The following is a 24,629-nucleotide window of genomic DNA, read 5'->3' as shown; positions in this document are numbered from 1 at the left end:
CGGCGGGCCAACCGCCGGGTGATGTTCTTGTTCCATTTTTTCCGGGGCACTTCATGCAAAAATCAATCGGCGCACCAAAGCAGAGGCTCAGCCTCAGCGATCCGCGAGTGCGCGCCTGGGTATTTCAGATCGTCACTATCGTGGCCGTCGTCTCCCTGGGCTGGTTCCTGTTCGATAACACACAAACCAACCTTGAACACCGGGGCATCACCTCCGGCTTCAGCTTTCTGGAGCGCAGTGCCGGGTTCGGCATCGCTCAAACCCTGATCGACTACACCGAAGCGGACAGCTATGCCCGCGTGTTTGTGATCGGTCTGCTCAATACATTGCTGGTGACCATCATCGGCGTGATCCTGGCGACTCTGCTGGGCTTCATCATTGGTGTCGCGCGTCTTTCGCCAAACTGGATCATCAGCAAGCTGGCGACCGTGTATGTGGAAGTCTTCCGCAACATTCCGCCCCTGCTGCAAATCCTGTTCTGGTACTTCGCGGTGTTCCTGACCATGCCGGGACCGCGCAACAGCCACAACTTCGGCGACACTTTCTTTGTCAGCAGCCGTGGCCTGAACATGCCGGCCGCGCTGGCAACTGATGGTTTCTGGGCGTTCGTGATCAGCGTCGTGATGGCCATTGTCGGCATCGGGTTGATGTGCCGCTGGGCCAACAAACGCTTCGAAGCGACCGGTGAGCCGTTCCACAAGTTCTGGGTGGGTCTGGCGATTCTGCTGGTGATCCCGAGTTTGTGCGCGCTGATCTTCGGCGCTCCGCTGCACTGGGAAATGCCCGAACTCAAGGGCTTCAACTTCGTTGGCGGCTGGGTGCTTATCCCGGAACTGCTGGCCTTGACCCTGGCCTTGACCGTTTACACCGCGGCGTTCATTGCCGAAATCGTGCGTTCGGGGATCAAGTCGGTCAGCCACGGCCAGACCGAAGCGGCCCGTTCGCTCGGTTTGCGTGAAGGCCCGACCCTGCGCAAGGTGATCATTCCTCAGGCCCTGCGGGTGATCATCCCGCCGCTAACCAGCCAATACCTGAACCTGGCGAAGAACTCCTCGCTGGCCGCCGGTATCGGTTATCCGGAAATGGTTTCGCTGTTCGCCGGCACCGTGCTGAACCAGACCGGTCAGGCGATCGAAGTGATTGCGATCACCATGAGCGTGTACCTGGCGATCAGTATCAGCATTTCCCTGCTGATGAACTGGTACAACAAGCGCATTGCGCTGATCGAGCGGTAAGGAAAAGCGCATGAGTACTCATACTTTCAAACCCGACATGCCCCCACCGAGCAGTAGCATCGGCGTAGTGGCATGGATGCGCGCGAACATGTTCTCCAGCTGGCTCAACACCTTGCTGACGCTGTTCGCGTTCTACCTGATCTACCTGATCGTTCCGCCGATTCTGGGGTGGGCGATCCTCGACGCCAACTGGGTCGGCACCACCCAGGCCGATTGCACCAAGGAGGGCGCCTGCTGGGTGTTCATCCAGCAACGCTTCGGTCAGTTCATGTATGGCTACTACCCGACCGGCCTGCGCTGGCGCGTGGACCTGACCGTGTGGCTGGCAGTGATCGGCGTGGCGCCACTGTTCATCTCGCGCTTCCCGCGTAAAGCGGTGTACGGGCTGAGCTTTCTGGTGATCTATCCGATTGTTGCCTGGTGCCTGCTGCACGGCGGCGTATTTGGCCTGCAAACCGTCGCGACCAGCCAATGGGGCGGCTTGATGCTGACTCTGGTGATCGCCACCGTCGGTATCGCTGGCGCCTTGCCGCTTGGCATCGTGCTGGCGCTGGGTCGACGGTCGAACATGCCGGCGATTCGGGTGGTCTGCGTGACCTTCATCGAGTTCTGGCGCGGCGTGCCGTTGATCACGGTGCTGTTCATGTCTTCGGTAATGCTGCCGCTGTTCCTGCCCGAGGGCATGAACTTCGACAAGTTGCTGCGGGCGCTGATCGGCGTGATCCTGTTCCAGTCGGCCTACGTGGCTGAAGTGGTGCGCGGCGGTCTGCAAGCGATCCCGAAAGGTCAATACGAAGCGGCCGCTGCGATGGGTCTGGGCTACTGGCGTTCGATGGGCCTGGTGATTCTGCCGCAAGCCCTGAAAATGGTGATTCCCGGCATCGTCAACACCTTCATCGCGCTGTTCAAGGACACCAGTCTGGTGATCATCATTGGCCTCTTTGACCTGCTCAACAGCGTCAAGCAAGCCGCTGCCGATCCGAAATGGCTGGGCATGGCCACCGAAGGCTACGTATTCGCCGCCCTGGTGTTCTGGATTTTCTGTTTTGGTATGTCGCGCTATTCCATGCATCTGGAACGCAAGCTCGACACTGGCCACAAGCGTTAGGAGTTCTGTAATGAGTGAAGCAATCAAAAAGCCTGTGAGCCCTGAAGGCATTATTCAGATGCAGGGCGTCAACAAGTGGTATGGCCAGTTCCACGTGCTCAAAGACATCAACCTCAACGTCAAACAGGGCGAACGTATCGTCCTGTGCGGCCCGTCGGGTTCCGGCAAATCGACCACCATTCGTTGCCTCAATCGTCTGGAAGAACACCAGCAGGGCCGCATCGTCGTCGATGGCGTGGAACTGACCAACGACCTCAAGCAGATCGAAGCGATCCGCCGTGAAGTCGGCATGGTGTTTCAGCATTTCAACCTGTTCCCGCACCTGACCATTTTACAGAACTGCACCCTGGCGCCGATGTGGGTACGCAAGATGCCCAAGCGCAAGGCCGAGGAAATCGCCATGCATTACCTGGAGCGCGTACGCATTCCGGAGCAGGCGCACAAGTATCCGGGGCAACTGTCCGGCGGTCAGCAACAGCGTGTGGCGATCGCCCGCGCGCTGTGCATGAAACCGAAAATCATGCTGTTCGACGAACCGACTTCGGCGCTCGATCCTGAGATGGTGAAAGAGGTGCTCGACACCATGATCGGTCTGGCCGAAGACGGCATGACCATGCTCTGCGTAACCCACGAAATGGGCTTTGCCCGCACCGTGGCCAATCGCGTGATCTTCATGGACAAGGGCGAGATCGTTGAGCAGGCAGCACCGAACGACTTCTTCGATAACCCGCAAAATGATCGGACGAAGCTGTTCCTGAGCCAGATTCTGCATTGATGGCTGATGTGTAAAACGGACCCGGCCTTGTGCCGGGTTTGTTTTTTTGTGGGTCAGGATACGGTGAAGGTTTCGTGTTCTTTGTGGATGGTGTGCTTGAAGCCTCTCAAGTCTGCACCTTCACCGAGAATTTTCGCATCGGTCAGCAAGTACGGGTAACGATCCAATAGTCGCATCAGCAGCATCAACGCCTTGGGCGGTAGTATTTCGCCGCGTTCGTAGCGAGAGAACGCGTTATGCCCTCCACCGGACAGCAGTTGCACCGTCTCTTTTTGCGTGAGGTGCAATTTGCGCCGAATACGCTTCATCTCGGCGCCGATCATTTGCCTGGCAGCGAAAACCAGCTCATCCCCGGCATCACAATAACGTTCTGCGCTATCGGTATCGTGATCCCACTCAACCTCTCCGCACTGCTGGCATTCCCAACCAGAAAGATCATCTACACGGCGCTCCATGCCTTTGACACTCAGGGTTTCGCCGCGCCCTGCAAAATGTCTCATTCCCTCACGTGCACCGCAGCTGACACATTGCTGGGTTTTCATGGGTTTTTCTCCTTGAAGGAGATTACCGGTGGGCCGCCACCGGGGCGGTAGGTCACCTTGATGTAAATCTCCAGATCTTGTGAATGGGTGTGATACACGTCTTGCCAGACCCGATGATCGTCGTAGCTGGTCATCGATTTGTACAACATCCTGTTCTGCAATTCGAAAACGATCTCTTGCATCTCGCTGATGCTAAAGCCGAGATACTCGCCTGAATCTGCCGAGGTCTTTGTGAAGGCTTTTTTTCCAAGCCGCCGGACCTCAGCCTTGATCACCGCCAAGTCGTAATGGGGCGTGTTCTTCTCCATAAGAAACCAAAACCCTGTCCCGAAATTACCCTTAAAGGGTAATTTTGACTAATCGAAAATCCCGCTTCATTTCCCTCCAATTGACCCTAGGTGGTTGCCGTCCTACACGGGTCTGACTAACATGTCAGAAAATTCATCCTATGATTGGATGAAAGGGCGAATCCTATGTCAGACATTTCTCCTCTCGTTAAACGGTCCTTGGTCGATCAGGCCTTGGATCAATTGCGTCAGCGCATCAACAGCGGCACCTGGCAGGTCGGTGAGCGATTGCCCACCGAGCCCGAGCTGTGCGCCGAGCTGGGCATCAGCCGTAATACCGTGCGTGAAGCCATGCGCGTGTTGGCGTTTTCCGGGTTGATTGAAATTCGCCAGGGCGACGGCAGTTATCTGCGTGCGCTGATTGATCCGCTGGACACCCTCAAGGCGCTCTCGCGTTGTTCGCTGGAACAGGCGCGGGAAACCCGGCACATCCTCGAGGTCGAAGCCATTGGTCTCGCGGCGCTGCGCCGCACCGATGAAGACCTCGTCGCCTTGCGTGAAGCGCTCGGCACCAGCGGCAGCCATTACCACGGCGATCTCGACACCTACATCGCCTGCGATCTGGTGTTCCACCGCCGTTTGGTCGACGCCGCGCATAACCCGACACTCAGCGAGCTGTATCGCTATTTCTCCAGCATCGTCGGCGCGCAATTGCGCCAGACACTGAACATCGTTCCGCGCCGTCAGGAAGTGTTCGACCTGCACATCGAGTTGCTCGATGCCGTCGAACAACGCGACCCGGAACGGGCCAAAGCCTTATCCAGGCAGTTGATCAATGAACCTTGAAACCGAGAAATCCATGCCCCGCAACGAGATATCCACAGCCCCGAAACGCACGGCAGAGCTCGAAGAGCTGCTGATCGATGCCGAGGCTGATGACGAACACGTACAGCAAAGCCCTCCGCTGGTGCGCCGGCCATGGCTGTTGCTGCTGGGCTTGATTCTGGTGGCGCTGAACCTGCGTCCGGCGCTGTCGAGCCTGGCGCCGCTGCTTAGCGATGTTTCGAAAAGCCTCGGGCTGTCTGCCGCTCAGGCGGGTCTGCTGACCACGTTGCCGGTGCTGTGCCTCGGCCTGTTTGCACCGCTGGCGCCGATTCTGGCGCGGCGTTTTGGTGCCGAGCGAGTGGTGTTGGGGATTCTCCTGACCCTCGCAGGCGGAATCATCCTGCGCAGCAATTTCGGTGAGATCGGTCTGTTTGCCGGCAGCGTATTGGGCGGTGCCAGTATCGGCATCATTGGCGTGCTGCTGCCGGGCATCGTCAAACGCGACTTCGCCAAACACGCCGGTACCATGACGGGCGTTTACACCATGGCGCTGTGTCTGGGGGCCGCGATGGCGGCGGGATCGAGCGTACCGTTGAGTGAACACTTCGGCAGCAGCTGGGCCGTGGGTCTGGGTTTCTGGGTGATTCCGGCGCTGGTCGCTGCGGTGTTCTGGCTACCCCAAGTCGGCCAGAAACACGGTGCGCACAATGTCGCTTATCGCGTGCGCGGACTGTTGCGTGATCCGTTGGCGTGGCAGGTGACCTTGTACATGGGCCTGCAATCGTCGCTGGCCTACATCGTGTTCGGCTGGTTGCCGTCGATCCTGATTGGGCGCGGTCTGACGCCGACCCAGGCCGGCCTGGTGCTGTCCGGTTCGGTGATCGTCCAGCTCGCCAGTTCACTTGCGGCGCCGTGGCTGGCGACTCGTGGCAAGGATCAGCGTCTGGCGATCGTGGTGGTGATGGCGCTGACCCTCGGCGGTCTGTTCGGTTGTCTGTATGCGCCGATCGAAGGCCTGTGGGGCTGGGCGATTCTGCTCGGTCTGGGGCAGGGTGGTGCATTCAGCCTGGCGCTGACGTTGATCGTGCTGCGTTCGCGTGACGCCCATGTCGCAGCCAACCTGTCGGGCATGGCCCAAGGCTTCGGCTACACGCTGGCGTCGATGGGGCCGTTTGCAGTCGGCGTTGTGCATGACTGGACGGGCGGCTGGAATGCGGTGGGCTGGATCTTCGGCATCATTGGCACGGGGGCGATCATCGCGGGCCTCGGCGCCGGGCGGACGCTGTACGTGCAGGTCACAAGCGAAAAAATCTGAATGGCGCAGTTTCCAGTGGGAACGAGGTTGCTCGCTTCCACTGGTTTTATCGTCGCCTGAAGGCCAGGAAAGATATTCGGTGGGCGAATGCCGATAGTGTTTCCGCGCTGTGCAGATTATCGTGCTGGCAATCTGTCCATTCCATGGAGTTTGCCCATGAGTGACGCTCATGCTGCGTTGATCACCCGCTTCTATCAGGCTTTCCAGCACCTCGACGCCGAGGCCATGGCTGCGTGTTACACCGAAGATGTGGTGTTCAGCGACCCGGCCTTTGGTGAGCTGCGTGGGCGCGATGCAGGCGACATGTGGCGAATGCTCACCACCCGCGCCAAAGACTTTTCGCTGACTTTCGACAACGTTCGCGCCGATGAGCGCAGCGGCGGTGCGCATTGGGTGGCGACGTATTTGTTCAGCCAGACCGGCAACGTCGTGGTCAACGATATCCAGGCACGCTTCGTGTTCCGTGACGGCAAGATCTGCGAGCACCACGATCATTTCGATCTGTGGCGCTGGTCGCGGCAGGCCTTGGGTTTCAAAGGTCTGCTGCTGGGCTGGACGCCTCTGGTGCGCAACGCAGTGCGTGCCCAGGCGCTGAAGGGACTGAAGGCATTTCAGGCCGGTCGCTGATAAGATCGCGGCCTGTTTCCTACGCGTCTTGATCCCGAAGTGACCAGCCTTAGCGAAAAATCTGTCGATGTTGTCGAGCCAGTGAGCAAGTCCTGGTTCGTCTACCTCGTGCGCGCGGCCAACGGTTCGTTGTATTGCGGGATCAGCAACGATCCCGCGCGCCGTTTTGCCAAGCACCAGAGCGGCAAAGGCGCGCGCTTCTTCCTGTCCAGCCCGGCCACGGCACTGGTTTACACCGAGCTTTGTCGCGACAAGAGCGACGCCTTGCGGCAGGAGCGGTTGATCAAAAAACTGCGCAAGAGCGCGAAGGAGTGTCTGGTCGCGTCTTATCAATCTGACTGATCGGTTCCCATCAGCCAGATCTGTAGGCTGCTAAGTAAATGCGCGCTAAGCTGCCGACTCACTTTCTGAGCGGCGGAGCCGAGCATGTCCGAGTTGATTCTGCATCATTACCCGACCTCTCCATTTGCCGAGAAGGCCCGTCTGCTGCTGGGCTTCAAAGGTCTGTCTTGGCGCTCGGTGAATATCTCGCCGGTAATGCCGAAACCGGATCTGACCGCCCTGACCGGTGGTTACCGCAAAACCCCAGTGCTGCAGATCGGCGCTGACATCTATTGCGACACTTCGTTGATCGCCCGCCGACTGGAGCAAGAGAAGGCGCAGCCGTCGTTTTTCCCCGAAGGTCAGGAAATGACCACCGCCAGCTTCGCGACGTGGGCGGACTCGGTGGTGTTCCAGCATGCCGTCAGCCTGGTGTTCCAGCCGGAATCGGTTGCCGTGCGCTTCGGCAAATTACCGCCGGAAGCGATCAAGGCGTTTATGGCCGACCGTGCCGGCCTGTTCAGTGGCGGCACCGCCACGCGTTTGTCTACCGAGCAAGCCAAGCATCAATGGCCGACGATCATGGCGCGTCTGGAGCAGCAGTTGCAGCGCGAGCAAGGTGACTTCCTGTTCGGCGCTCCATCGATCGCCGACTTTGCTTTGGCGCACCCGATGTGGTTTCTCAAGGCGACCCATGTGACAGCGCCTCTGGTGGATGAGTATCCAGCCGTCGTCGCGTGGCTGGGACGTGTGTTGGGCTTCGGGCATGGCGCTGCGAGCGAAATGACGTCCGAGGAGGCGCTGGAGGTTGCACGCAATGCGACGCCAGCGGCATTGCCGGATGAACAGTTTGTTGACCCGAACGGGTTCAAGGCAGGCCAGCAGGTGGCAATTGCCGCGACGGATTACGGGGTTGATCCGGTGGTGGGTGAGTTGCTGTTTGCCGGTCGTGAGGAACTGATCGTGCGTCGCGAAGACGAGCGTGGCGGCGTGGTGCATGTGCACTTCCCGCGGTTCGGTTTCCGTATCGAAGCACGCTGATTTTTTAAGTCAGATGCAAAACCTGGGGGCGAGCCTGCTCGCTCCCACGGTTATTTCAGGGCAGCGAGGATCTCGTCCGGATCAAACCCGCGAATCAACGTGCCATTCACATCGATCAGCGGAATCCCGCGTCCACCCAGTGCCTCGTACGCCTTGCGCGCCTCGGCATCCTTCTCGATGTCGAACTCCTTGAACGCAATCCCCTTGCTGTCGAGAAAGCGTTTGGTCTGCTTGCAGTAGCCGCACCAGTCTGTGGCATAGAGCACGACATTGGCCTGCGCCCGCGTCTGCTCAGCAACCATCTGCGACGGGTTGAACACCCGCTCGATCTTGCCCCAGTTCTGATAAACCACGACCACCAGCAGAACCAGCGCGACCTTCTTCAGCACATTGCCGAGCATCAGTTGCGGCGCTTCAGCTGATCGGTCAGTGAGGTGGGCAGACCCTTGATCATCAGGGTGCCGTTCTCTTCGTCGTACTCGATCGTCGAGCCCAACAGGTGTGCCTCAAAGCTGATCGACAGGCCTTCGGCGCGACCGGTGAAGCGGCGGAATTGATTCAAGGTACGTTTGTCCGCCGGTATCTCTGGCGACAGGCCGTAATCCTTGTTGCGGATGTGATCGTAGAAGGCTTTCGGGCGTTCTTCGTCGATCAGTTCCGAGAGCTCTTCCAGGCCCATTGGCTCGCCGAGTTTCGCCTGGCTGCTGGCGTAATCGACCAGCGTCTTGGTTTTCTCGCGAGCGGACTCTTCCGGCAGGTCTTCGCTCTCGACGAAGTCACTGAAAGCCTTGAGCAGGGTGCGGGTCTCGCCCGGGCCGTCGACGCCTTCCTGGCAGCCGATGAAGTCGCGGAAGTATTCCGACACCTTCTTGCCGTTTTTGCCTTTGATGAACGAGATGTACTGCTTGGACTGCTTGTTGTTCTGCCACTCGGAAACGTTGATCCGCGCGGCCAGGTGAAGCTGGCCGAGGTCGAGATGGCGCGACGGGGTCACGTCCAGCGAGTCGGTGACGGCCACGCCTTCGCTGTGGTGCAGCAGGGCGATGGCCAGATAATCGGTCATGCCTTGCTGATAGTGAGCGAACAGCACGTGGCCACCGACCGACAGGTTCGACTCTTCCATCAGCTTCTGCAGATGCTCGACCGCCACTTTGCTGAATGCGGTGAAGTCCCTGCCACCTTCCATGTACTCCTTCAGCCAGCCACTGAACGGGAACGCGCCAGATTCCGGATGGAACAGACCCCAGGCTTTGCCCTGTTTGGCGTTGTAGCTCTCGTTGAGGTCGGCGAGCATGTTCTCGATGGCCGCCGACTCCGCCAGTTCAGAATCACGGGCGTGCAGAACTGCGGGCGTGCCGTCGGGTTTTTTGTCGATCAGGTGGACGATGCAATGACGGATCGGCATGGGCTTCTCGGCTGTTGGATGGGAGGAGGGCAGGCTCCCCCGAAAAAGCGCCCAGTGTACCGCAATCACTGGTTTTGGCGCCGGGTGAAGGGCAAATCCTGGGCGCTGTGCGGCCCTTATGCAGTTTTTTGCCGGTTTAGAGCAATAAAGCTGACCAAATGGGTAGCTAGAGGCGGATATTTCCTTGTCTCTGTGCTAGTTTTGCCCGGTCTTACGCGAAGTCACTGCGTTAAGCGTGCAATCAGCATTTGTCAGGTCGAACCAAACCCTGATTTCGGTATCTATAACCCGACTCGTCGCGGTTATCGCCGAGGGTGCCAGATCCAGAAGATCGGGCTCGATGGCTGACACTGCACTCTGCAATCCATATGAATTTGATAGGGAAGGAACACTACATGGCTCTTACTAAAGACCAACTGATCGCCGACATCGCTGAAGCTATCGACGCGCCGAAAACCACCGCGCGTAACGCTCTGGACCAACTGGGCCAAATCGTTGCCGATCAGCTGGAAAACGGCGGCGAAATCACTCTGCCAGGTATCGGCAAGCTGAAAGTGACCGAGCGTCCTGCCCGCACTGGCCGTAACCCTTCGACTGGCGCTGCCATCGAAATCCCTGCGAAGAAAGTGATCAAGCTGGTTGTGGCCAAAGGCCTGACCGACGCTGTGAACAAGTAAGACGCAGCAATAAAAAACCGTGCACCGGAGCGATCCGGGCACGGTTTTTTTGTGTCTGCGATTTGGCGATTGACTGACGAACGCCGTAAATCACTGTGGGAGCGAGCTTGCTCGCGAAGAGACCGTTTCAGCCAACATCTCTGCTGAATGACACACCGCCTTCGCGAGCAAGCTCGCTCCCACCATTTGACCTGTAGGAGCATTGACTCAGTCTTAGCGCGTCCAGCGCTCGCGACGCCAGATCTGCTGTTCGGACTTGGTCTGGAAGGTCCAGGCCACGAAACGGCTCTGCTTCTGACCTTGAGACATTTCCACTACCTGGCTTTCCAGTACGCCAGCCTTTTTCAGCGCGGTTTCGATGGGCGGCAGGTTCGAGGCTTTCGACACCAGTGTGCTGAACCACAGCACCTTGTGCTGGAAATTGGCGCTTTCGGCGATCAGTTGCGTCACGAAACGCGCTTCACCCCCCTCGCACCACAGCTCTGCCGACTGGCCGCCGAAGTTCAGCACCGGCAACTTGCGTTTCGGATCAGCCTTCCCCAGTGCGCGCCATTTGCGCTCGCTGCCCTTGGTCGCTTCGTCCATCGAGGCATGGAACGGCGGGTTGCACATGGTCAGGTCGAAACGCTCGCCTGGCTCCAGCAAGCCGATCAGGATGTGCTTGCGATTCTCCTGCTGGCGCAGCTGGATGACCTTGCTCAGGTCGTTCGACTGGACAATCGCTTTGGCCGCTGCAACGGCCGTCGGGTCGATTTCCGAACCGAGGAAGTGCCAGCGGTATTCACTGTTGCCGATCAGCGGATACACGCAGTTGGCACCCATGCCAATGTCCAGGACATTGACGATCGCGCCGCGCGGCACCTTGCCCTCGTTCATGCTCGCCAGCAGGTCCGCAAGAAAGTGCACGTAATCGGCACGGCCCGGAACCGGAGGGCAGAGGTAGTCTGCCGGAATGTCCCAATGCTGAATGCCATAGAACGACTTGAGCAGCGCACGGTTGAACACGCGCACCGCGTCGGGGCTGGCGAAGTCGATGCTTTCCTTGCCGTACGGGTTGGTGATCACGAACTTTGCCAGTTCCGGCGTGGTTTTGATCAGCGCCGGGAAGTCGTAACGACCCTGATGGCGATTGCGCGGGTGCAGGCTGGCCTTTTCCCGTGGTTCCACGGCTTTGGCCGAGGTGGCGGAATCAGGCTTCTTGCGCGGCGGGCGAGGTGTACGGGGGGCGTTCATGGGCGTGGTCGATTCGGGTATGGCTGAAAGTGGCGGGTATTGTCCCACATCTATACAGAAGTCGACCAAATGAGTGCATGGGTTGGGCGCGGCGGTTTTTTTATTCCAAAAAGGCATTGGAACCTGTCAGATATGACAGTAGGCACCCCGGGTTCTTTTCGGCCTAATCGAAGGACGTCCTTTTCTCATTCAAGGACATTTTCCGGAGAAAAATCATGATTGAATTGCAAGCCCCGACTTTTCCAAGCGCTGACAGATACGGATTGATCTCGTGCGGCAGTGTACCCAGCCCTGTCAAGGGCGTTCCCGTTCGCGTCATGATTCAACCGGGTATGGCGATTGGCGATGTTATTACCCTGGAAACACGGGGCTTTTTGGAACGCGATGAAACGCAGCCTGTCGAGGGAACCGAATTCAGTTTCACGTTCACGTTAGATACCATCAGCGACAAGTTCCAGGATGTGATATGCCCTTACGAAACGGCGATTAAACCCATCGGCAGCGGATGGCTGCGGGCTGGGTATTCCCTGAAGCCTGGTAATGGGGGTGTTGTTATCTCGCCCAATGCCTTAGTGCTGGTTGAAGTGCGGCTTTCTAACGGCCAGACATGTCCTGAGTGAGTAACCGAAAACGAAAAAGGGAGGCCATGACGGGCCTCCCTTTTTCATTGCGATTTGCCGTTACAGGCTGGCAATCCGCGCGTGCTGCTCGGCCAACTTGCCCAGGGCCTGTTCAGCCTCGGCCAGTTTGGCGCGTTCCTTCTCGATGACTTCGGCCGGGGCCTTGTCGACGAAACCGGCATTGGACAGCTTGCCGCCAACCCGCTGGACTTCGCCCTGCAGACGCAGGATTTCCTTGTCCAGGCGCGCCAGTTCAGCAGCCTTGTCGATCAGGCCGGCCATCGGCACCAGCACTTCCATCTCGCCGACCAGTGCGGTGGCGGACAGCGGTGCTTCTTCGCCAGCGGCCAGGACGGTGATCGATTCCAGACGCGCCAGCTTCTTTAGCAGCGCTTCGTTCTCGGTCAAACGGCGCTGGTCTTCGGCGCTGACGTTTTTCAGGTAGATCGGCAGTGGTTTGCCCGGGCCGATGTTCATCTCGCCACGGATGTTCCGCGTGCCGAGCATCAGCTCCTTGAGCCACTCGATGTCGCTCTCGGCAGCCGGATCGATGCGCTCTTCATTGGCCACTGGCCAAGGTTGCAGCATGATCGTCTTGCCCTGAATACCGGCCAGCGGTGCAATGCGCTGCCAGATTTCTTCAGTGATGAACGGCATGAATGGGTGCGCCAGACGCAGCGCCACTTCCAGTACACGAACCAGCGTGCGACGAGTGCCGCGCTGGCGCTCGACCGGAGCGTTTTCGTCCCACAGCACAGGCTTGGACAATTCCAGATACCAGTCGCAGTACTGGTTCCAGATGAACTCGTACAGCGCTTGCGCCGCGAGGTCGAAACGGAACTGATCCAGTTGACGGGTGACTTCGGCTTCGGTGCGCTGCAGTTGCGAGATGATCCAGCGATCTGCCAGCGACAGCTCGTAGGCTTCGCCGTTCTGGCCGCAGTCTTCGCCCTTGTCCAGAACATAACGCGCGGCGTTCCAGATCTTGTTGCAGAAGTTGCGATAGCCTTCGACGCGGCCCATGTCGAACTTGATGTCACGACCGGTGGACGCCAGCGAGCAGAAGGTGAAGCGCAGGGCGTCGGTGCCATAGCTGGCGATGCCGTCGGCGAACTCGTCGCGGGTCTGCTTCTCGATCTTCTTCGCCAGTTTCGGCTGCATCAGGCCCGAGGTGCGTTTCTGCACCAGCGTTTCCAGGTCGATGCCGTCGATGATGTCCAGCGGGTCAAGGACGTTGCCCTTGGACTTGGACATCTTCTGGCCTTGGCCGTCACGCACCAGACCATGCACGTAAACGGTCTTGAACGGCACTTGCGGCGTGCCGTCTTCGTTCTTCACCAGGTGCATGGTCATCATGATCATCCGGGCGACCCAGAAGAAAATGATGTCGAAACCGGTGACCAGCACGTCGGTGGAGTGGAATTTCTTCAGGAACTCGGTTTTTTCCGGCCAGCCGAGGGTGGAGAAGGTCCACAGACCCGAACTGAACCAGGTGTCGAGAACGTCGTTGTCCTGTTGCAGCGCAACGTCCGGGCCAAGGTTGTTCTTGGCACGCACTTCGGCTTCATCGCGACCGACGTAGACCTTGCCCGACTCGTCGTACCAGGCCGGAATCCGATGGCCCCACCACAACTGACGGCTGATGCACCAATCCTGAATGTCGCGCATCCACGAGAAGTACATGTTTTCGTATTGTTTCGGCACGAACTGGATGCGGCCGTCTTCGACAGCAGCAATCGCGGGCTCGGCCAGAGGCTTGGTCGACACGTACCACTGGTCGGTCAGCCACGGCTCGATGATGGTGCCGGAGCGGTCGCCTTTCGGCACTTTCAGGGCGTGGTCGTCAACGCTGACCAGCAGGCCGGCGGCGTCGAACGCGGCAACGATCTGCTTGCGCGCTTCGAAACGATCGAGGCCGGCGTATTCAGCCGGGATCTTGCCGTCGATGCTTTCGTTCAGCGTGCCGTCGAGGTTGAATACCTGACAGGCCGGCAGTACGTGGGCATTCTTGTCGAAGATGTTCAGCAGCGGCAGGTTGTGGCGCTTGCCGACTTCGTAGTCGTTGAAATCGTGGGCCGGGGTGATTTTCACGCAGCCGGTGCCGAATTCAGGATCGCAGTAATCGTCGGCGATGATCGGGATGCGACGGCCAACCAGTGGCAGCTCGACAAACTTGCCGATCAGGGCTTTGTAGCGCTCGTCGTTCGGATTCACCGCGACGGCGGAATCGCCGAGCATGGTCTCCGGACGGGTGGTCGCGACGATCAGGAAATCGTTGCCTTCAGCGGTTTTTGCGCCGCCAGCCAGCGGGTACTTGAGGTTCCACAGGAAACCTTTCTCGTCGTGGTTTTCCACTTCGAGGTCGGAAATGGCCGTGTGCAGCTTGGTGTCCCAGTTGACCAGACGCTTGCCGCGATAGATCAGGCCGTCTTCGTGCAGGCGCACGAACGCTTCTTTAACCGCTTCGGAAAGACCGTCGTCCATGGTGAAGCGCTCGCGGCTCCAGTCTACGGACGAGCCGAGGCGACGGATCTGACGGCTGATGTTGCCACCGGATTCATCTTTCCATTCCCAGATTTTCTCGAGGAATTTCTCGCGGCCGAGGTCGTGACGGCTCTGGCCCTTGGCTTCGAGTTGACGTTCCACCAGCATCTGCGTGGCGATACCGGCGTGGTCGGTGCCCGGCTGCCACAGGGTGTTACGACCCTGCATGCGGCGGAAACGGATCAGGGCATCCATGATCGCGTTATTGAAGCCGTGACCCATGTGCAGGCTGCCGGTGACGTTCGGCGGCGGGATCATGATGGTGTAGGAATCGCCCGCGCCTTGCGGGGCGAAGTAGTTCTCGGACTCCCAGGTGTTGTACCAGGAAGTTTCAATGGCGTGCGGCTGGTAGGTCTTATCCATGCGCGGCGGGACCCTATTGGCATTTATTCAGGAAAAGCCGGGAAGTATAGCCGTGGGGACAGCTGCAAGCTACCAGCCACAAGCTGCAAGGAGAGAGTGGCGGTTGTTTTGGCTTTGGCTTTGGCTTGCAGCTTAAAGCTTGCCGCTCGTAGCTGCGGCGAGCAGCCGTTCCATCCGCGCATCGAGGCGGCGTTTGATTTCGGTTTCGATGTGCGGGGCGAAGTCGTCGATCACGTCTTGCATGATCAATTGCGCGGCGGCGCGCAATTCGCTGTCCAGGTGTAGCAGGGCATCCGGGCCTTTATCGACAGAGGCGGCAGGTTGCGCAACCGGTGGCGGTTCAGCGGCGGGGGGGACGTTGCCGACCGAGTCGAACAACATCGGAATCTGTTCCTGTTCACCGTCTTCGACCGTATCGGTCAGCAGTGGCGGTTGCAGGTTGTCATCGCCGAGCAACTGGCGGATTGATTCGAGATCATCCAGCAAGTGCGCGGACTTTTGCTGCGGTTTCGGCGTGTCCATTGGAATGCTCAGAGTCGCTGTAATCGGTGGTCTTGCAGAGGATAGCCCTGTTCGCGGTAGAAGCGAAAACTCTCCCGCGCAGCGGCGCGAATGGTCGGGTCTTCTACCACCACTTCCGCCACACGGGCGAATTTGCTGGCGAAAGCCGGGACTTTCAGGTCGAGATTGACCAGCAAGTCTTGATGCTGACCGCAGTCATCGCCCAGTCCCAGGACAATCAAGCCGTCCGGTTCGCTGTCGGCCGGGCCATGCGGTAGGAAGCTCTCACCCTTGAACGCCCACAGGCGTGCATCGAGATCGTCACGCTGAGCCGCATCGCTGCAATGCAGGTAGATGCGGTGGCCCATGCGCCAGGCTTTTTCGGTGAGCTTGCAGGCAAAGTCCAGGCGCGCGGAAGGATCGGCGCTGGGCAGGATATAGAAGTCGACTTTGGTCATTGCGATTCCAGAGTGGCAAACGGCGTCACCCGAAAGTGACGCCGCTCGTCAGCGGTTTCAGGCTTTGGCGCGGTCCAGCAGGTATTGGGTCAGCAGAGGCACCGGACGGCCAGTGGCGCCCTTGTCCTTGCCGCCGCTGGTCCACGCGGTGCCCGCGATGTCCAGGTGCGCCCAGTTGAGGTTCTTGGTGAAACGCGACAGGAAGCACGCAGCGGTGATGGTGCCGGCTTTCGGCCCGCCAATGTTGGCGATGTCGGCGAACGGGCTGTCCAGCTGTTCCTGATACTCGTCGAACAGCGGCAGTTGCCAGGCGCGGTCGTCGGCAGTCTGGCCGGCGCTGAGCAGTTGGCCGATCAGTTCGTCGTTGTTGCCCAGCAGGCCCGAGGTGTGCGCGCCCAGAGCAACCACGCAAGCGCCGGTCAGGGTGGCGATGTCGATCACCGCTTGCGGCTTGAAGCGCTCGGAGTAGGTCAGGGCATCGCACAGCACCAGACGGCCTTCGGCGTCGGTGTTGAGGATTTCCACGGTCTGGCCGCTCATGGTGGTGACGATGTCGCCCGGACGGGTCGCATTGCCGCTTGGCATGTTTTCGGCGCAGGCGAGGATGCACACCAGGTTGATCGGCAATTTCAGCTCAAGTACGGCACGCAGGGTGCCGAACACGCTGGCAGCACCGCCCATGTCGTACTTCATTTCGTCCATGCCGGCACCCGGTTTCAGGCTGATGCCGCCGGTGTCGAACGTGATGCCTTTACCGACCAGCGCGTAGGGCTTCTCGGATTTCTTGCCGCCGTTGTATTGCATGACGATCAGGCGTGGCGGCTGTTCGCTGCCCTGGCCGACGGCGTAGAACGAGCCCATGCCCAGAGATTTGATCTTCTTCTCGTCGAGGACTTCGACTTTCAGATCCTTGAACTCTTTGCCCAGATTCCTGGCTTGCTCGCCAAGGAACGTCGGGTGGCAGATGTTCGGTGGCAGGTTGCCCAAGTCGCGGGTGAAGGCCATGCCGTTAGCGATTGCAGTGGCGTGGGTCACGGCGCGCTGTACTTCGGCTTGTGCAGCCTTGATGGTCAGCAGGGTGATTTTTTTCAGGGCGCGCGGTTCGGCTTTCACGCTCTTGAACTGATCGAAGCTGTATTCGCCGTCGACCAGGGTTTCGGCCAGCAGACGGGTTTTACCGTAGCTGTCGCGACCCTTGACGATGACTTCGTCCAGCGCCAGCACGGCATCGCTGCCATTCAGGCCTTTCAGGGTATTGAGGATGCCGGCCACGATTTTGCGGAACGGGCGATCGCCCAGTTCTTCATCTTTGCCGAGGCCGACCAGCAACACGCGCTCGGCTTTGAGGTTCGGCAGGCTGTGCAGCAGCAGGCTCTGACCGACCTTGCCGGCCAGATCGCCACGCTTGAGGACGGCGCTGATGGCGCCACCGCTCAGTTCGTCGACCTGTTGGGCAGCAGCGCCGAGTTTGCGGCCTTCGCCGACTGCAACCACCAGGGTGGCGGTTTTCAACGTTTCTGGGCTAACGCTTTTTACAACCAGTTCCATGTCCGGATCCCTGAATGAATGGTCAACACACAGGCGTTCGACGGTGTCCGCAGTCGCCTGCTTATAAATAGAAGAGGCGCAGGCCAAAGCCTGCGACAAGGGCCGCAGTTTGAACCTCGCTCCCCGCGCCTGACAACCCTCGGCTGGACGATCTTCAACGTATTGCGTGCGTGGATGAGTGTGCGCAGTGACAGGGGCCCTCAATCACAGGATAATGCCGCATCTTTTTCCGACGGCTCTGCGTTGCGGGCCGGTCGGTGTGTTTGCTTGTTTGGCCGCCTTAGCCTGACAACCCTGGAGTGTCTGGTTTGATCGTCTTCCGTTATCTGTCCCGCGAAGTTCTGTTGACCCTCAGTGCCGTGAGTGCGGTGCTGCTGGTCATTATCATGAGCGGTCGCTTCATCAAATACCTCGCGCAGGCCGCTGCCGGTCAGCTCGATCCGGGCTCGCTGTTCCTGATCATGGGCTTTCGCCTGCCGGGCTTCCTGCAACTGATCCTGCCGCTGGGCCTGTTCCTCGGGATCCTGCTGGCCTACGGGCGCCTGTACCTCGAAAGCGAAATGACCGTGCTCTCGGCCACCGGCATGAGTCAGCAGAAGTTGCTGCGCATGACCCTGTTTCCGGCGACGCTGGTTGCGCTGGTCGTGGCCTGGCTGAGCCTGGGTCTGGCGCCGCAAGGTGCCAACCAGTTCCAGTTGCTGCTGAACAAGCAGGACGCGTTGACCGAATTCGACACCCTGGAGCCTGGTCGCTTCCAGGCCCTGCGCGACGGCACACGGGTGACTTACACCGAAACCCTGAGCGATGATCGCGTCAATCTGGGCGGCGTGTTCATCTCGCAGAAGAACCTCGGCGCCGATCAGAAAGACCGTGGGATTTCCGTGCTGGTGGCTGAATCGGGTCGCCAGGAAATCCGCCCCGACGGCAATCGCTACCTGATCCTCGATAACGGCTATCGCTACGACGGCAGCCCGGGCCAGGCTGATTACCGCGCCATTCATTACGAGAACTATGGCGTGCTGCTGCCCAAGCCGGACGTCAGCGAAGAAGTCACCGACCGTGACGCCATGCCGACCTCGTCTTTGCTGGGCAGTGACGACATCCGCTCCAAGACCGAACTGCAATGGCGCCTGTCCTTGCCGTTGCTGGTGTTTATCGTGACCCTGATGGCGGTGCCGCTGTCGCGAGTCAACCCGCGTCAAGGGCGCTTCCTCAAGCTTCTGCCGGCGATTCTTCTTTATATGGCTTACCTGACCATCCTGATTGCCGCGCGCGGCGCCCTTGAAAAAGGCAAGATCCACCCGACGCTCGGCTTGTGGTGGGTGCATGCGATCTTCCTGTTCATCGGCCTCGGCCTGCTCTATTGGGAGCCGCTGCGCCTGAAGATGGCCAGCCGTCGCGCCGCTGCGCTGGAGGTGGCTCGTGGTTAAACTCGACCGCTACATCGGCAGCAGCGTGTTCATGGCGATCATCGCTGTGCTGGCGATCATTCTTGGCCTGGCGACACTGTTTGCCTTCATCGATGAAATGGGCGACGTCAGCGAAACCTACACCTTGGTTGACGTGCTGAGCTTCGTGCTGCTGACTGCACCGCGTCGTCTTTACGAAATGCTGCCGATGGCGGCGTTGATCGGTTGCCTGATCGGTCTGGGCAGTCTGGCCAGCAGCAGCGAGCTGACCGTGATGCGCGCCGCGGGCGTCTCCATCGGCCGTATCGTCTGGGCGGTGATGAAGCCAATGCTGGTGCTGATGCTGGCCGGCGTGCTGATCGGCGAATACGTCGCGCCAGCTACCGAAAGCATGGCCCAGGCCAACCGCTCGCTGGCTCAGGGCAGTGGCGACGCGCAAAGCGCCAAGCACGGCATGTGGCACCGTCAGGGTGAAGAGTTCATCCACATCAACGCCGTGCAACCCAACGGTCTGTTGTATGGCGTGACCCGCTACCACTTCGACAAGGAGCGCCATCTGCTGAGTTCGAGCTTTGCCAAAAAGGCCGAGTTCGACGGCGATCACTGGCAGCTCAGCGACGTGTCGACCACCAGGTTCAATGAGCGCAGCACTGAAGTCGTGAACATGCCAACCGAGCGTTGGGATGTGGCACTGAGCCCGCAATTGCTCAGCACCGTGGTCATGGCGCCGGAATCGCTGTCGATCAGCGGTTTGTGGGGTTACATCCACTATCTGGCCGAGCAGGGCCTGAGCAACGGTCGTTACTGGCTGGCATTTTGGGTCAAGGTGTTGCAGCCGCTGGTGACCGCTGCACTGGTACTGATGGCGATCTCCTTTATCTTTGGCCCGTTGCGTTCGGTGACATTGGGTCAGCGTGTGTTCACGGGTGTGTTGGTGGGTTTCACCTTCCGCATCGTCCAGGATTTGCTCGGCCCATCGAGCCTGGTGTTCGGTTTCTCGCCGTTGTTTGCGGTGCTGGTACCGGCCGGGGTCTGTGCGCTGGCGGGTGTCTGGCTGCTTAGACGAGCCGGTTGATGAACAAGCTTTCATCCACCGTTTAACCTTGAAAACGCCTCGGTCGACAGATCGGGGCGTTTTTGCATGCCATCCGGGTGACAGGTGAGCGTGACGCTTGCGCCGTGTATCAGGTACAATTCCCGGCTATTTTTCGGCGGGCTATGCCTGCAGCCTTTTTGAGTGTTGATCCGTGAGTGATTTGAGTCATATCCGCAATTTCTCCATCATCGCCCACATTGACCATGGCAAGTCGACGCTGGCCGATCGCTTCATCCAGATGTGCGGCGGCCTGGCCGAGCGTGAAATGGAAGCCCAGGTACTGGATTCCATGGACCTGGAGCGTGAACGCGGGATCACCATCAAGGCCCACAGCGTCACCCTTTATTACACCGCCAAAGACGGCATCAAATATCAGCTGAACTTCATTGACACCCCGGGCCACGTCGACTTCACCTACGAAGTCAGCCGTTCCCTGGCCGCGTGCGAAGGTGCATTGCTGGTAGTCGACGCCGGTCAGGGTGTTGAAGCCCAGTCCGTGGCCAACTGCTACACCGCGATCGAGCAGGGCCTTGAGGTCATGCCGGTACTGAACAAGATCGACCTGCCACAGGCCGACCCTGATCGCGTCAAGGACGAGATCGAGAAGATCATCGGCATCGACGCCACCGACGCCGTCACCTGCAGCGCCAAAACCGGCCTGGGTGTCGACGAAGTGCTCGAGCGTCTGGTGCATACCATTCCTGCGCCAACCGGCAACATCGAAGATCCGCTGCAAGCGTTGATCATCGATTCCTGGTTCGACAACTACCTGGGCGTTGTTTCCCTGGTGCGTGTGCGTCATGGCCGCGTGAAGAAGGGCGACAAGATCCTCGTCAAGTCCACCGGCAAGATCCATCTGGTCGACAGCGTTGGCGTGTTCAACCCGAAACATACCGCCACGGCTGATCTGAAGGCCGGCGAAGTGGGCTTCATCATCGCCAGCATCAAGGACATTCACGGTGCGCCGGTGGGTGACACCCTGACGCTGAGCTCGACGCCGGACGTTGAAGTGCTGCCAGGCTTCAAGCGCATCCAGCCGCAGGTTTACGCCGGTCTGTTCCCGGTCAGCTCCGACGACTTCGAAGATTTCCGCGAAGCGTTGCAGAAGTTGACCCTCAACGACTCGTCGCTGCAATACACCCCGGAAAGCTCCGATGCACTGGGCTTCGGCTTCCGTTGCGGCTTCCTCGGCATGCTGCACATGGAAATCATCCAGGAGCGACTCGAGCGCGAGTACAACCTGGACCTGATTACCACGGCGCCGACGGTAATTTTCGAGCTGCTGCTCAAAACCGGTGAAACGATTTACGTCGACAACCCATCCAAGCTTCCGGATGTGTCGTCGATCGAAGACATGCGCGAGCCGATTGTGCGGGCCAATATTCTGGTGCCGCAGGAACACTTGGGCAACGTCATCACCCTGTGCATCGAGAAGCGTGGCGTTCAAGTCGACATGCTGTTCCTCGGCAATCAGGTGCAGGTCACCTACGACCTGCCGATGAACGAAGTGGTCCTGGACTTCTTCGACCGTCTCAAATCCACCAGCCGCGGCTATGCTTCGCTGGACTACCATTTCGATCGTTACCAATCGGCTAATCTGGTGAAACTGGATGTGCTGATCAACGGCGACAAGGTCGATGCCCTGGCGTTGATCGTGCACCGTGACAACTCGCACTACAAAGGTCGCCAGTTGACCGAGAAGATGAAAGAACTGATTCCGCGTCAGATGTTCGACGTCGCGATCCAGGCCGCCATTGGTGGTCAGATCGTTGCCCGGACAACCGTCAAGGCACTCAGAAAGAACGTATTGGCCAAATGCTACGGTGGTGACGTCAGCCGTAAGAAGAAACTGCTGGAGAAGCAAAAGGCCGGTAAGAAACGCATGAAGCAGGTCGGCAACGTGGAAATTCCACAAGAAGCTTTCCTTGCAGTGCTCAGGTTGGATAGTTAGGTCCTATGTCACTAAATTTCCCGCTGTTGCTGGTCATCGCCGTGTTCGTCTGCGGCCTGTTGGCGTTGCTTGATCTGTTGATCCTCGCGCCGCGTCGGCGTGCTGCCATTGCCTCCTATCAGGGCAGCGTCAGCCAGCCTGACGGGGTGGTGGTCGAGAAACTGAACAAGGAACCGCTGCTGGTTGAGTACGGCAAGTCGTTCTTCCCGGTGTTGTTCATCGTGCTGGTGCTGCGTTCGTTCCTGGTGGAGCCGTTCCAGATTCCATCCGGTTCGATGAAGCCGACCCTGGACGTCGGCGACTTCATTCTGGTGAACAAGTTTTCTTACGGGATCCGCCTGCCGGTGATCGACAAGAAAATCATCGAAGTCGGTGATCCACAGCGTGGCGATGTGATGGTGTTCCGCTACCCGAGTGACCCTGCCGTCAACTACATCAAGCGTGTAGTCGGCCTGCCGGGCGACACCGTGCGGTACACCGCTGACAAGCGTCTGTTCGTCAATGGCGAGTCGATTGCCGAGCAACTGGTCGGCTCCGAGCCGGGCACGCTGGGCAGCGCAGAACTCTACAAGGAAAAACTCGGCGCTGCCGAGCACCTTATCCGCAAGGAAATGAGCCGCTACCGCACCCCGCCGGACCGTACGTGGACAGTGCCTGCCGGGCACTACTTCATGATGGGTGACAACCGCGACAACTCGAACGACAGCCGTTACTGGGATGATCCGAACATTCCCAAGGATCTGCTGGGCATGGTTCCCGACCAGAATATCGTCGGCAAGGCCTTCGCGGTCTGGATGAGCTGGCCGGAACCGAAACTCAGCCACTTGCCGAATTTCTCGCGGGTTGGCCTGATCAAGTAATCACACACGGCGCTGTTGACCACAGCGCCGAATGCATTTCTGGAGTCGACACAATCGGCTTCGCAATCGCCAGGATTTAATTTTTGAACACAGCGTTAATTGTCCCAGGCCTGCGCCGTATCCCGGCGATGGCGGTGGAATCCAGCTTTGAACACAGCGTGGGTAAACCGTGAGCGCCTCATTAAGCCGTCTCGAGCGTCAGCTCGGTTACACCTTCAAGGATCAGGAGCTGATGCTCCTGGCCCTTACGCACCGCAGTTTTGCCGGGCGCAACAACGAACGCCTGGAATTCCTCGGTGACGCCATCCTCAATTTCGTCGCCGGCGAAGCACTGTTTGATCGCTTCCCGCTGGCCCGCGAAGGCCAGTTGTCGCGTTTGCGCGCACGTCTGGTGAAAGGTGAGACGCTGGCCGTACTGGCTCGCGGTTTCGACCTCGGCGATTATCTGCGTCTGGGTTCCGGAGAACTGAAAAGCGGCGGTTTTCGTCGCGAATCGATTCTGGCCGACGCCCTTGAAGCCCTGATCGGTGCGATTTACCTCGACGCCGGCATGGACGTCGCCCGCGAACGCGTACTGGCCTGGCTGGCCGGCGAGTTCGAGGGCCTGACGCTGGTCGACACCAACAAGGATCCCAAGACCCGCCTGCAGGAACATCTGCAATCGCGCGGTTGCGACCTGCCACGTTACGAAGTGGTGGATATCCAGGGTGAGCCGCACTGCCGAACCTTCTTCGTCGAATGCGAAGTTGTCTTACTGAATGAAAAAAGCCGAGGTCAGGGTGTGAGCCGTCGTATTGCCGAACAGGTAGCGGCCGCCGCAGCACTGATTGCCTTGGGCGTGGAGAATGGCAATGACTGATACAAACGCAACTCGCTGTGGCTATGTTGCCATCGTCGGCCGTCCCAACGTGGGCAAGTCCACGCTGCTGAACCACATCCTGGGCCAGAAGCTCGCGATCACCTCGCGCAAGCCGCAGACCACTCGCCACAACATGCTCGGGATCAAAACCGAGGGTGACGTGCAAGCGATCTACGTCGACACCCCGGGCATGCACAAGGGTGGCGAAAAGGCGCTGAACCGCTACATGAACAAGACTGCTTCGGCGGCGTTGAAAGACGTCGACGTGGTGATCTTCGTGGTTGACCGCACCAAGTGGACCGACGAAGACCAGATGGTGCTGGAGCGCGTGCAGTACGTGACCGGCCCGCTGATCGTCGCGCTGAACAAGACCGACCGCATCGAAGACAAGGCCGAGCTGATGCCGCACCTGTCGTGGTTGCAGGAGCAGCTGCCGAACGCGCAGATCATCCCGATTTCGGCGCAGCACGGGCATAACCTTGAAGCGCTGGAAAAGGTGATTGCCAACCACCTGCCGGAAAATGATCACTTCTTCCCGGAAGACCAGATCACCGACCGCAGCAGCCGTTTCCTTGCCGCCGAACTGGTGCGCGAGAAAATCATGCGTCAGATGGGCGCCGAGCTGCCGTACCAGATCACCGTCGAGATCGAAGAATTCAAGCAGCAGGGCAAGACTCTGCACATCCACGCCTTGATCCTCGTTGAGCGTGATGGCCAGAAGAAGATCATCATCGGCGACAAGGGCGAGCGCATCAAACGCATTGGCACCGAAGCGCGCAAGGACATGGAGCTGCTGTTCGACTCCAAGATCATGCTCAACCTGTGGGTCAAGGTGAAGGGCGGCTGGTCCGACGACGAGCGTGCATTGCGTTCGCTGGGTTACGGCGACCTGTAAACCGTCTGGCGGTACATCGATCCATTGTGGGAGCGAGCTTGCTCGCGAAGAGGGCGTAACATTCAGCATTGATGTTGATTGTTGCACCGCATTCGCGAGCAAGCTCGCTCCCACAGTAGTTTCAGGTTGTGTGT

At 59.2% G+C, this 24,629-nt stretch carries 25 protein-coding genes; 16 read left to right on the top strand and 9 right to left on the bottom strand.

Translation table 11 applies throughout. The annotated features are described in order from the left end of the window. Window positions 1-53 precede the first annotated feature (53 nt). Genes AB4P91_RS00340 through AB4P91_RS00330 form a run of 3 tightly spaced genes read left to right on the top strand, consistent with a single transcriptional unit; the run spans window position 54 to window position 3,118 of the window. Window positions 54-1,235 carry an amino acid ABC transporter permease gene (locus AB4P91_RS00340; protein WP_395604079.1) on the top strand — a complete coding sequence of 394 codons (1,182 nt, stop codon included), beginning with the start codon at window positions 54-56 and terminating at the stop codon, window positions 1,233-1,235. 10 nt (window positions 1,236-1,245) lie between these two features. Further along, window positions 1,246-2,343, top strand: coding sequence for an amino acid ABC transporter permease (locus AB4P91_RS00335; protein ID WP_047299835.1), 1,098 nt, complete (start codon window positions 1,246-1,248; stop codon window positions 2,341-2,343). A 10-nt stretch (window positions 2,344-2,353) separates the two neighbouring features. Next, a complete protein-coding gene (locus AB4P91_RS00330; RefSeq protein WP_042730176.1) occupies window positions 2,354-3,118 on the top strand; it encodes an amino acid ABC transporter ATP-binding protein in 765 nt (254 codons plus the stop codon). A gap of 53 nt (window positions 3,119-3,171) precedes the next feature. Here AB4P91_RS00330 and AB4P91_RS00325 read toward each other — a convergent pair whose 3' ends face one another. Both AB4P91_RS00325 and AB4P91_RS00320 read right to left on the bottom strand, forming a co-directional pair. Then, complete coding sequence (locus tag AB4P91_RS00325; protein WP_395604078.1) at window positions 3,172-3,660, bottom strand: type II TA system antitoxin MqsA family protein; 489 nt, start codon at window positions 3,658-3,660, stop codon at window positions 3,172-3,174. Further along, window positions 3,657-3,968 carry a type II toxin-antitoxin system MqsR family toxin gene (locus AB4P91_RS00320; protein ID WP_095188819.1) on the bottom strand — a complete coding sequence of 104 codons (312 nt, stop codon included), beginning with the start codon at window positions 3,966-3,968 and terminating at the stop codon, window positions 3,657-3,659. Before AB4P91_RS00320 ends, AB4P91_RS00325 begins: the two co-directional genes overlap by 4 nt. Before the next feature lie 165 nt (window positions 3,969-4,133). On the opposite strand from AB4P91_RS00320, the gene AB4P91_RS00315 reads away from it, so the two are divergent. The 5 genes from AB4P91_RS00315 to AB4P91_RS00295 all read left to right on the top strand — a co-directional run bounded on the left by AB4P91_RS00315 (window position 4,134) and on the right by AB4P91_RS00295 (window position 8,076). After that, window positions 4,134-4,793: a FadR/GntR family transcriptional regulator gene (locus tag AB4P91_RS00315; RefSeq protein ID WP_150594946.1), complete on the top strand. Its 660-nt coding sequence runs from the start codon at window positions 4,134-4,136 to the stop codon at window positions 4,791-4,793. Further along, the gene (locus AB4P91_RS00310) at window positions 4,783-6,087 is read left to right on the top strand and encodes a CynX/NimT family MFS transporter (protein ID WP_395604077.1); all 1,305 of its coding nucleotides are present in this window, start codon (window positions 4,783-4,785) and stop codon (window positions 6,085-6,087) included. The genes AB4P91_RS00315 and AB4P91_RS00310 overlap by 11 nt, the downstream gene beginning before the upstream one ends. 156 nt (window positions 6,088-6,243) lie before the next feature. After that, entirely contained in the window at window positions 6,244-6,714 is a 471-nt protein-coding gene (locus tag AB4P91_RS00305; RefSeq protein ID WP_395604076.1) for a nuclear transport factor 2 family protein, read from the top strand. A 39-nt stretch (window positions 6,715-6,753) separates the two neighbouring features. Continuing rightward, window positions 6,754-7,056, top strand: a complete 303-nt coding sequence (locus AB4P91_RS00300; RefSeq protein ID WP_042557776.1) for a GIY-YIG nuclease family protein — start codon at window positions 6,754-6,756, stop codon at window positions 7,054-7,056. An 84-nt stretch (window positions 7,057-7,140) separates the two neighbouring features. After that, on the top strand, window positions 7,141-8,076 hold the full coding sequence (locus tag AB4P91_RS00295) for a glutathione S-transferase family protein (RefSeq protein ID WP_150594942.1): 936 nt from the start codon (window positions 7,141-7,143) through the stop codon (window positions 8,074-8,076). A gap of 50 nt (window positions 8,077-8,126) precedes the next feature. Here AB4P91_RS00295 and AB4P91_RS00290 read toward each other — a convergent pair whose 3' ends face one another. Next, a complete protein-coding gene (locus AB4P91_RS00290) occupies window positions 8,127-8,477 on the bottom strand; it encodes a glutaredoxin family protein (protein WP_008083649.1) in 351 nt (116 codons plus the stop codon). After that, window positions 8,477-9,481, bottom strand: coding sequence for a nucleoid-associated protein YejK (yejK, locus tag AB4P91_RS00285; protein WP_150594941.1), 1,005 nt, complete (start codon window positions 9,479-9,481; stop codon window positions 8,477-8,479). Before yejK ends, AB4P91_RS00290 begins: the two co-directional genes overlap by 1 nt. A gap of 395 nt (window positions 9,482-9,876) precedes the next feature. Between yejK and AB4P91_RS00280 the strand changes: the two genes are divergently transcribed. Beyond that, window positions 9,877-10,158, top strand: coding sequence for an HU family DNA-binding protein (locus tag AB4P91_RS00280; RefSeq protein WP_003221909.1), 282 nt, complete (start codon window positions 9,877-9,879; stop codon window positions 10,156-10,158). Window positions 10,159-10,371: 213 nt separating this feature from the next. Here AB4P91_RS00280 and rlmF read toward each other — a convergent pair whose 3' ends face one another. Further along, window positions 10,372-11,391, bottom strand: a complete 1,020-nt coding sequence (rlmF, locus tag AB4P91_RS00275; protein ID WP_395604075.1) for a 23S rRNA (adenine(1618)-N(6))-methyltransferase RlmF — start codon at window positions 11,389-11,391, stop codon at window positions 10,372-10,374. 215 nt (window positions 11,392-11,606) lie between these two features. Here rlmF and AB4P91_RS00270 point away from each other — a divergent pair, with 215 nt between their 5' ends. Beyond that, entirely contained in the window at window positions 11,607-12,011 is a 405-nt protein-coding gene (locus AB4P91_RS00270; protein WP_150594939.1) for a hypothetical protein, read from the top strand. A 60-nt stretch (window positions 12,012-12,071) separates the two neighbouring features. Here AB4P91_RS00270 and AB4P91_RS00265 read toward each other — a convergent pair whose 3' ends face one another. The 4 genes from AB4P91_RS00265 to AB4P91_RS00250 all read right to left on the bottom strand — a co-directional run bounded on the left by AB4P91_RS00265 (window position 12,072) and on the right by AB4P91_RS00250 (window position 17,425). After that, window positions 12,072-14,918 carry a valine--tRNA ligase gene (locus AB4P91_RS00265; RefSeq protein ID WP_395604074.1) on the bottom strand — a complete coding sequence of 949 codons (2,847 nt, stop codon included), beginning with the start codon at window positions 14,916-14,918 and terminating at the stop codon, window positions 12,072-12,074. 132 nt (window positions 14,919-15,050) lie between these two features. Further along, window positions 15,051-15,440, bottom strand: a complete 390-nt coding sequence (locus AB4P91_RS00260) for a DNA polymerase III subunit chi (protein WP_150597505.1) — start codon at window positions 15,438-15,440, stop codon at window positions 15,051-15,053. 8 nt (window positions 15,441-15,448) lie between these two features. Next, complete coding sequence (locus AB4P91_RS00255; RefSeq protein WP_150594936.1) at window positions 15,449-15,877, bottom strand: DNA polymerase III subunit chi; 429 nt, start codon at window positions 15,875-15,877, stop codon at window positions 15,449-15,451. A gap of 57 nt (window positions 15,878-15,934) precedes the next feature. After that, complete coding sequence (locus AB4P91_RS00250; protein WP_150594935.1) at window positions 15,935-17,425, bottom strand: leucyl aminopeptidase; 1,491 nt, start codon at window positions 17,423-17,425, stop codon at window positions 15,935-15,937. Window positions 17,426-17,733: 308 nt separating this feature from the next. On the opposite strand from AB4P91_RS00250, the gene lptF reads away from it, so the two are divergent. The 6 genes from lptF (at window position 17,734) to era (ending at window position 24,495) form a co-directional block, all read left to right on the top strand. Further along, window positions 17,734-18,855, top strand: coding sequence for an LPS export ABC transporter permease LptF (lptF, locus tag AB4P91_RS00245; RefSeq protein ID WP_042557784.1), 1,122 nt, complete (start codon window positions 17,734-17,736; stop codon window positions 18,853-18,855). Further along, the gene (gene lptG, locus AB4P91_RS00240; protein WP_150594934.1) at window positions 18,848-19,909 is read left to right on the top strand and encodes an LPS export ABC transporter permease LptG; all 1,062 of its coding nucleotides are present in this window, start codon (window positions 18,848-18,850) and stop codon (window positions 19,907-19,909) included. Before lptF ends, lptG begins: the two co-directional genes overlap by 8 nt. Window positions 19,910-20,081: 172 nt before the next feature. Next, entirely contained in the window at window positions 20,082-21,881 is a 1,800-nt protein-coding gene (gene lepA / locus AB4P91_RS00235; protein WP_042557786.1) for a translation elongation factor 4, read from the top strand. A gap of 5 nt (window positions 21,882-21,886) precedes the next feature. Beyond that, a complete protein-coding gene (gene lepB, locus AB4P91_RS00230; protein WP_042557787.1) occupies window positions 21,887-22,741 on the top strand; it encodes a signal peptidase I in 855 nt (284 codons plus the stop codon). 169 nt (window positions 22,742-22,910) lie between these two features. After that, window positions 22,911-23,600: a ribonuclease III gene (rnc, locus tag AB4P91_RS00225; protein WP_042557788.1), complete on the top strand. Its 690-nt coding sequence runs from the start codon at window positions 22,911-22,913 to the stop codon at window positions 23,598-23,600. Continuing rightward, entirely contained in the window at window positions 23,593-24,495 is a 903-nt protein-coding gene (gene era / locus AB4P91_RS00220; protein ID WP_042557789.1) for a GTPase Era, read from the top strand. Before rnc ends, era begins: the two co-directional genes overlap by 8 nt. Window positions 24,496-24,629: the final 134 nt, after the last annotated feature.

The sequence above is a fragment of the Pseudomonas sp. B21128 genome (genome assembly GCF_044218865.1).
Classification (GTDB): Bacteria; Pseudomonadota; Gammaproteobacteria; order Pseudomonadales; family Pseudomonadaceae; genus Aquipseudomonas; species Aquipseudomonas iridis.
This window is presented reverse-complemented; position numbering and strand designations above follow the sequence as displayed.